4 protein-coding genes and 1 pseudogene are annotated in these 8,659 nt (G+C 33.6%); 4 read left to right on the top strand and 1 reads right to left on the bottom strand.

The annotated features are described in order from the left end of the window. From ACFIMK_RS06235 to ACFIMK_RS06220, 4 genes are all read left to right on the top strand, one after another. A partial coding sequence (locus ACFIMK_RS06235) for a type ISP restriction/modification enzyme (RefSeq protein ID WP_375682998.1) occupies positions 1 to 3,027 on the top strand: 3,027 nt, incomplete at its 5' end. 1,540 nt (positions 3,028 to 4,567) lie between these two features. After that, entirely contained in the window at positions 4,568 to 5,338 is a 771-nt protein-coding gene (locus ACFIMK_RS06230; protein ID WP_375683596.1) for a hypothetical protein, read from the top strand. An 82-nt stretch (positions 5,339 to 5,420) separates the two neighbouring features. Beyond that, positions 5,421 to 5,999 carry a hypothetical protein gene (locus ACFIMK_RS06225; protein ID WP_375683083.1) on the top strand — a complete coding sequence of 193 codons (579 nt, stop codon included), beginning with the start codon at positions 5,421 to 5,423 and terminating at the stop codon, positions 5,997 to 5,999. 105 nt (positions 6,000 to 6,104) lie between these two features. Beyond that, positions 6,105 to 6,884, top strand: coding sequence for a hypothetical protein (locus ACFIMK_RS06220; RefSeq protein ID WP_375693529.1), 780 nt, complete (start codon positions 6,105 to 6,107; stop codon positions 6,882 to 6,884). A 1,477-nt stretch (positions 6,885 to 8,361) separates the two neighbouring features. On the opposite strand, the pseudogene ACFIMK_RS06215 reads toward ACFIMK_RS06220, so the two are convergent. After that, positions 8,362 to 8,659, bottom strand: a pseudogene (locus ACFIMK_RS06215) (hypothetical protein); the annotation flags it as partial.

The raw sequence follows: 8,659 nt of genomic DNA, 5'->3' as shown, positions 1-8,659 counted from the left end.
GACGTAAGCTCTATCATCGACATTGTTACAGTTTCTAAAAAGACCGAATTAGAGAATGTCACCACGGTTATTGACGAAATCCCGCTCCACGAAAAATCAGAAAAATCCGGACTTTGTATTGGGACACAAGCTCATGAACCGCACCAAACATATGAAGGACAAGGAAGATTGCCCTTTTTTGTTGAGTTTCCCAATGCTCTCAAAACACTGATTGTTAAAAAATCTACTATGAGTGATTATTGGGGCATTTGGGCTGGCAATGTTGCTGAGATTGCACAAAACCATATCACACGCCTTCAAACTATGCTTTCTGATCAAACAAGCGAAGCTTATCATGCCTTTGATGCGTTTTATAAAGAATTAAAAAACAACTTAAACAGTGAGATAAAGCAAGAAGAAGCGATTGAGATGTTAGCGCAACATCTTGTGACGCGTCCCGTGTTTGAAGCCTTGTTTGAAGGCAATGAATTTGTACAAAATAATGCCATTTCGCAAGCAATGGAAAAAATCTTAACAGAACTCGATAAAACCAATATTGAGGAAGAATCCAAAGAATTACAAGAGTTTTATGACAGCGTAAAGTTCCGTGCCTCTGGCATTACCGAACCACAGGCAAGACAAAATCTTATTATCAAACTTTACGAAGATTTTTTTACCAAAGCTTTTAAGAAGACAACGGATAGGCTTGGCATTGTTTATACCCCCGTTGAGGTCGTGGATTTTATCATTCATTCTGTTGATGATGTTTTACGCAATGAATTTGGAAAAAGCTTGGGGTCACGTGGTGTTTCTATTCTTGACCCTTTCACTGGAACGGGTACCTTTATCACAAGGCTTTTACAATCAAAGCTCATAAAACCAGAGGATATGGAATATAAATTCCGTCATGATATCCATGCCAATGAGATTGTTTTACTGGCTTATTACATAGCAGCGATCAATATTGAATCGACTTACCATAGTTTGAAGAAAGGAGATTACATCCCTTTCAAGCATATTGGTTTAACTGATACGTTTCGGATGCTGGAAAAACAAGATTTGATGAAAGGTTTATTAGAGGAAAACAGTGAATATTTAGAGCATCAAAAAAATTTGAATATTGAAGTGATCTTTGGCAATCCTCCTTATTCGGTAGGTCAAAAGAGTGAAAATGATAATGCAAAGAATACTCCCTATCCCATATTAAATAAACGCATCAGTGACACGTATGCTGCTCAATCTAAAGCAAATCTTAGGCAAGCGCTTTATGATAGTTATATTCGTGCCATTCGCTGGGCTAGTGACCGTATTGCTGATGCTGGAATAATCGGCTTTGTCACAAATGGAAATTTTATCAGTGGATATTCTATGGATGGTTTACGAAAATCTTTAGCTAAAGAATTTAGCAGTATTTATGTGCTTAATTTACGGGGGGATATTCGTAAAAATATGAGGAATAAAAACAACGCTCAAGAAGGAGAAAATATTTTTGGCAATGGTAGTATGACCGGTATTGCTGTGACACTATTTATCAAAAACCCCAATGCTTCTGAAGAGTGTAAAATTTACTATCATGACATTGGAAATTCACTCACAAGAGAAAAAAAGCTTACAATAATAGAGTCTCTTGGGAGCATTGATGGTGTTACACGGAGTAAACAAGGGTGGCAAATAATCACACCAGATAAACATGGGGATTGGCTTGGTCAACGGGATGACAGTTTCAAAGCATTTTTAGCTATAGGTGATAAAGGTGATAAAAAAAGTCATGGTAAAAAACTTTTTGAGATTTATTCTTGTGGTCTAAAAACCAATCGTGATGCTTGGACATACAACTCTAGCCGTGAAGCTTTAGCAAAAAATATGCGTAATATGATTGCCTTCTATAACAGTGAAGTGGAACGTTTTAACAACACCTATCCACATACTGACCATAAAACACGTACAAAGGTTGTAGATAATTTTGTTAATACAGATGAGAAAAAGATAAGTTGGAGCCATAATGTTAAGCAGGAACTGGTAAAAGGAAAAATTTTCGAATTTGAAGAAGCGTGCTTTATTCAAAGCCTTTATCGCCCTTTTATGAAACAGTGGCTCTATTATAATCGCACCTTCAACGATAGAGTTTCCAAAATGCCGTGTGTATTCTCTATGGAACAAATGAATGAAAATAGGGTAATACAAGTTACAGGTATAGGAGCAATGGTGGGCTTTTCTGTCTTAATGACCAGGACTCTACCTAATTTTCATGCAATAGATACTGGTCAATGCTTTCCAAGGTATATTTATGAGGATATTGAATCTTTAAAAAGTAACAATAAAAGTGAGAAACAATCCCTTTTATTTACAAACTCTATAGAAGAAAACAAAACAGCTGATTTACAAAGGTGTGATGCCATTACTGATGAAGGTCTAGACCATTTTAAAGCCGCTTATCCTAATGAAACTATCACGAAAGATGATCTATTCTATTATGTTTACGGTCTTTTACATTCGGAAGATTATTGTGCTCGTTATGCTGATAACCTCTCTAAAGAACTGCCTCGTATCCCTTGTGTAAAGAGTGCTGGTGATTTTTGGAAGTTTGTAACAGCAGGACGTGAACTGGGTCATTTGCATGTGAATTATGAAGATGTAGAGCCTTATCCAGTAACCTTTAAAAAGGGTAATCCAAAACTGACAGAAATCTCTAATCCCGAAAAATTCTATTATGTAACTGAAATGAAATTCGCAAAAATTAAGGATAGTAAAGAAAAGGATAAAACCACTGTTATTTATAATAGCAATATCATCATGACAGATATCCCACTTGACGCTTATGAGTATATCGTCAATGGTAGACCCGCTCTTGAATGGGTTATGGGGCGTCAATGTGTAAAGACTGATAAAAAGAGTGGTATTGTGAATGATGCCAATCGTTATGCTGTTGAAACCATTGGTAACCCTGCTTATCCATTAGAGTTGTTTCAAAGGGTTATTACCGTAAGTTTAAAAACAATGAAGATTGTTAAGAACTTACCAAAATTAGAAATAAGAGAAACTGAATAAGCTTATTAAAGCATGCTCACATAATGGGTATGATAAACTCATAAGGGGTATAAGGTTTTATACCTATAGGTTCTTATATCCCTTTTATAAATTGCTGACATACAATCTTTAAAAGGATAATTTATCATGCGTTATTTAAAAAGAAGAAACTTGCACTTTTAGATACTCTTATTTACATTGCCTTTAAAAGATTAAACCGTAATCTAAAATGATAGCTTTATTGTTATCAGAAGCTTTATTTAAAGAGGGTTATGTATATTCATTTTCTTATATTACTTATAGGTTTTGAATGTTTCTACCCCCCCAAAAACCTTACAAAACATAGAGCATTAGTTGAATTTATAGGTTGTACTATTGATATAGGTTGTTTTTTGAAAAATTGATAAAAAATAACATATTGAAATATAATGACTTTTATTTTTTATTGAAAAATATGTAAAGGGGGGCGTAAAAAGCACCTCCAAAACTCATAACCATAATGGTCTTGATAGCATTTATTATGATTATAATCCCTTTCTTTTGAAAGGCTTTAAAAGATTATATGCTTTTCATAAGACATGTTTTAATCATTCACTAAATGATCACTTTTGTCGATTCAATGTACTGACATAAACTGACAAATATATATTTACAGTTGTATTTATTTGTTATGGCTGTTTTAATAAGTTGTATTTTGAAAAATTGATAAAACTTAACTTATTGAAATATAATGATTTTAATTTTCTCTCATTTAAAAAAAATGATATAGGTTCTAAAAAGAACTGACAAAAATGACAAAAGTTTATTAAAAGGGATTTTGCTCATCTCTATAATTATCAGTTTCTATTGAGATGTTTTCATAACAGTCTATAAATCGTAATTATCCTATTTATCGTTTCTCTTATGAACATGAAAAATGATGCCATGGCTATAAAGAACATAACAGCTATAGAGAAAGCAAAAATGCAAATGAAAGCATTTGTTATAAAGACAGTCCCTATAAAGGCTGTTAAGTCTAAAATGTATTATTAAAAGAAATTAACAGAAATCTTAAAAGCCATTTAGTGACAAAATTGATAGGTTATAAAGCTAAAAATACGCATAATGAGAGCGTTTCTAAAATATTATAAATGTATAGATTCAGAAAATACGCAATCGTTTCACAAAGCCCGTAATATAGCTTTAAAAGCACATAAATATAAAAGAAGCAATTAATAAGCATAAGATATTATCAATACACAACGTATTTAAAAAATACAAAAAAATATCAAAAAAGATAAAATATTATTTGACAATAAATACGTATTTTGCTATATAAATAATCAAGTGATCAAAACACTTAATAACTAGCGGGTAAACCACGATAAGGTTTCTCCCATTTCTTTAAAATATCGACTGTCTTTTGTGCTGTGATTAGCATATAATGGTTTTGTCGGGTGTAGCTACACCATAAAATACCTTTATGGGAAAAGTGTAGCAACGGACTAGTTACCGTGTTTTGAGCGCCCGGCGCCCTTATAGGGTGTCAATTTCAAAACTCTAAATAACTAGGTTTAATAAAATGAATTATATCTCAAAAAACACCCCCGTTATCTCTAATATTTCAAATGAAACCGCGTCTGTTAATCAACAAGAGCCTGCAAAAAAATACGAATTTATTGATGATTGTGAATATATCGATGGTCATTTCTTAACTCGAATTAGAGCCTTAAGAGATTTTGATGATGTGAAAAAAGGTGACCTCGGTGGCTATATTGAAAGTGAAGATAATCTCTCTCATGAAGGTAATTGCTGGGTGTATAATAAAGCTCGGGTCTTTCAAAATGCACGCGTCTTTGGAAATGCTAAAGTAAAAAGCTTTTTTGTTGATGTCTATGGTAATGCGCAAATTTATGGGAATGCTATTTTTGAAGGTATGACATTAAAGGACAATGCAAAGCTGTCTGGTAATGCGCATGCTAACAACGCCGTTGTAATTGAAGGCAATGCACAAATTTATGATAACGCCCGTGTCACTGATCATGCTCATATTTCCGATAATGCTGTCATTTGTGATGATGCTCATGTCGGAGGCAATGCAAAAATAAGTGGCTCTGCTTACATTTGTGATGAATCACGTGTTTTTGATGATGCCGTTATTTGTGATGCTCTTATCTCTGGTTCTTCATATATTCATAGCAATGCCTCTTTAACAGCTAATGAAGATATCTGTGATGATGCATATCCTGAGTTTGGGAGCGAAGATGATTATTATCGTCATGAGTATTATGCTGATTTTGAAGGGTATTATGGCGATGATAATGACAGCGAATATGAAAGTGATGCTGCGTAAATGACACGCGCGGGCGCGGCGGGGGCGCCCTCCTTTAAACATCTCATTTAAAAATTTAAATCTCTATAAAGGAATTGTGCTCATGCAAAAGAAGTTTGCACTCACAAATGAAACGCGTGTAATTAATAATCATACCCTTTATCGCATTAAAGCATTAAAAGACTTTGCTGATGTTAAGGCTGGTGCCTTGGGTGGCTTTATTGAAAAGGAAGATAACCTCTCTCATGATGGCAATTGCTGGGTGTATGATGAGGCTCTTGTGTTTAAAAATGGTCACGTTTATGAAAATGCAAGAGTTTTTGGCAATGCTGTCACTTGTGGTCATATCTATGGTCATGCGCGGGTTTATGACAATGCTATCATTGCTGGCTATGTTTATGATAATGCCCATGTTTATGGCAATGCTGTTATTTCTGATAATTCCCATGTTTATGGTAATGCACATGTGTATGGCAAGGCTATTATTTATGATAATGCCTATGTTTATGACAATGCTAGGGTTTATGAAAATGCTCGTATAGCAAATAACGTACATGTTTATGAAAATGCCAATATTCATGGCATTGCTGTTATTCGTGAAAATGTCGGCGGGTCTACTAAAATAAAAACCTATACTGAACGTCTCTCTCCTTATGGTGAATTAGAGATTGTCTGGGTCTAATTAATAAAGCAGCGGCGGGCGCGGCGGGGGCGCCTGCTTTCTAAGCAAATTTTCCATTTCAAATTTTAGCAAATGTTTATCACATTAAATTGTGAGGGTATCTCTATGTGCAAAAAATATGAATTAACCAGTGAAATCAAAAAAATCAAACATGCTCTTACTCGAAATATTATAAACCTTTATCGCATTAAAGCTTTAAAAGATTTTGATGATGTACAGGCGGGGTCTTTAGGCGGCTTTATTGAAAAGGAAGTTAACCTATCCCATGATGGTAATTGCTGGGTGTATGATGAGGCTTGTGTCTATGGTCATGCAAGAGTGTATGAAAATGCAAAAATACGCCATTTTTCTCAAGTCTGTGGTCAAGTTTATGGCAATGCTGAGGTCTATGGAAAAGCTTTTATCTCTCAATATGCTAAAGTTTATGACCATGCTTTTGTCTATAGCAATGCTCATGTTTATGGCAATGTTTATGGGTATGCTCATGTGAATGGTAGTGCCCGCATTCTTGCTGATGCTCATATTTATGATCATGCGCATGTTTCTTATGATGCTACGGTTTTTAGTTATGCACGCGTTTATGGTCATGCCAAGGTTTCTGGCTTGGCTTGTATTTATAGCCATGCAAAAATTTATAATTATGCTGTTATTAATGGTCGTGCAAAAATTTATGGCAAGGTTTATGGCAATGCTTGTGTGAGTGGCTCTTGTGAGATTTATGGCTCTGTTTATGGCAATGCTAAAATCTCATATTGTGCAACGATCTGGGGGCGTGCTTATGGCAATGCAAAAATCAACAAAAAAAGCAAAGTAAGGTTGGTTCCAAAAAATTGTGAGGTTTATGAAAGGGATAATGTTGTCAATATAACTGATAAAACAGAATAAAAACACGCATGGGGCGTGCATTCTTTATGGTTATAAACGCATATAAAATGCATTGCTATAAACATATCATAAAAGAGAGAGTAAAATAAAAAAAAAGCCGTGCCAAGTGATATGACGCGGCTTTCAAATAGCGTTTCTTATTGATTAAAATGAATCATCCACAATGGAGTAATGAATGCATATATACAAAACGTATCATATTGCAAGCGCTCTATGAGAGATATGAAAACTTATCAAAAGGAATGTAAATGTGCGTATGATCTTTAATCACTCATTTGAATGAGAGAGCCTATAAACGCTTGTTATGGCTATTAAACAAATTAAAACGCTTGGTAGGTTTAACAATCCAATCAAAAGCAAATGCATATTCAATAAATATATGTAAAAAACGTTCTTTTTATATTTACGATCATTGGTTTTTAAAAGCAGATTTTCATAAGATAAATAAACAAACGCTTTTATAAAGTGTAAGGTTTTCAAGATTTTGCTCTGCTGTGAAAGCTAAATCTTAGTTTTCTCATAAATGAAACGTTTTTAAGAGCAAATGATAACTAAGTTATAACTGTTATAAAAAAAAGTTTTAACGTTTCTTATAAAGATCTCATTTTATGTTTCAAACGTTTAAACGTACATTTAAAGAGGTTCTCATAAGCGTATTTGTACTTTTCATTAAAAGATAATTTCTTTAAATATTAGCCGGCTCAATTTTGAGTTGGCAAAATCAACCAGCTCAAATTCGAGCTCGTTATCTTAGAATAGAGCATTCTTTAAATATTACAGCTTTTGACTCAAAATTGAGTAAAATCCCATGCCTTATGATGTTACAATGGTTTTAAATTTTTCTTGCTTGCATTATATCATTAAAAAGCTTTTGATTTCATAAGACATAACATTGTGATTTTCATTCTATATGTCATGATATTATATTTATGCTGATTACTTATCATTTTCTAAACTTTTAGAAAGCGTTTTAAAAGTGATCTTGTCTTTAAATCCTTTTATGCAATCTTTATAAATTAAACCTATAAGCTTATAAAAGTTTTAAATGATTACTTTCTTATAGGATACTATAACATCTTTAGATTTTGCGCTCCCCAATTTTGGGGACCGTTAATTTTGTTTTTATCATGCGATTAACAATCCAATCATTAAAACAAGATGTGATCTTTAAACGTATGTTATCGATAATTCCAAACAACTAAATTTTAAACAATGTGATTTGTACTGTGATAAAAACGTATCATAAGATTTATAAACTGTTATGAATGATAGCTGCTTTTCATTTCATTTGAATGCACACATGCGTTATAATATTTGTATCATGATTTGCTTTTTATGGTCTATTCATGCATGGCAATCTTATATAAAAAATGATCAAATGAATCATGCATAAAAGTGTGGATTCTTAAGTGGATTCATATAAAATAATTTCACACAACCTATTGACTTTATTGGTTTTTTATGCATAATATGTTATCGAACTCAGATAAACGTTTTTGATTTTAACAGCACTTTCGATATGGCTGGTAGTGCTTGCATCATAAACACCTTGTCCCGCCCGTGTCTCAAACACCACATCACGGCTTTCGTTAAAGTAAAAGGTCTCCCGTTCACAAAAACGAATGGCTGCAAAAATGCTTTCTTGGATTTGTTGAACATACTCATCGGCTATGTCATCAATCTCATCTTGAATGACCGACACTAAGTGCGAAAGTGTTCTCTTATGACGATAAACATCTCGCTTTACAGGTATCGGTCCTCCAGTCTTAACCCGA

The sequence above is a fragment of the Bartonella sp. AP280QHHD genome (genome assembly GCF_042196125.1).
Classification (GTDB): Bacteria; Pseudomonadota; Alphaproteobacteria; order Rhizobiales; family Rhizobiaceae; genus Bartonella.
This window is presented reverse-complemented; position numbering and strand designations above follow the sequence as displayed.

Excerpts from the sequence above, each read along its gene's own strand:
- ACFIMK_RS06230 (WP_375683596.1), top strand. The coding sequence starts at position 4,568 with ATGAATTATATCTCAAAAAACACCCCCGTTATCTCTAATATTTCAAAT.
- ACFIMK_RS06225 (WP_375683083.1), top strand. The coding sequence starts at position 5,421 with ATGCAAAAGAAGTTTGCACTCACAAATGAAACGCGTGTAATTAATAAT.
- ACFIMK_RS06220 (WP_375693529.1), top strand. The coding sequence starts at position 6,105 with ATGTGCAAAAAATATGAATTAACCAGTGAAATCAAAAAAATCAAACAT.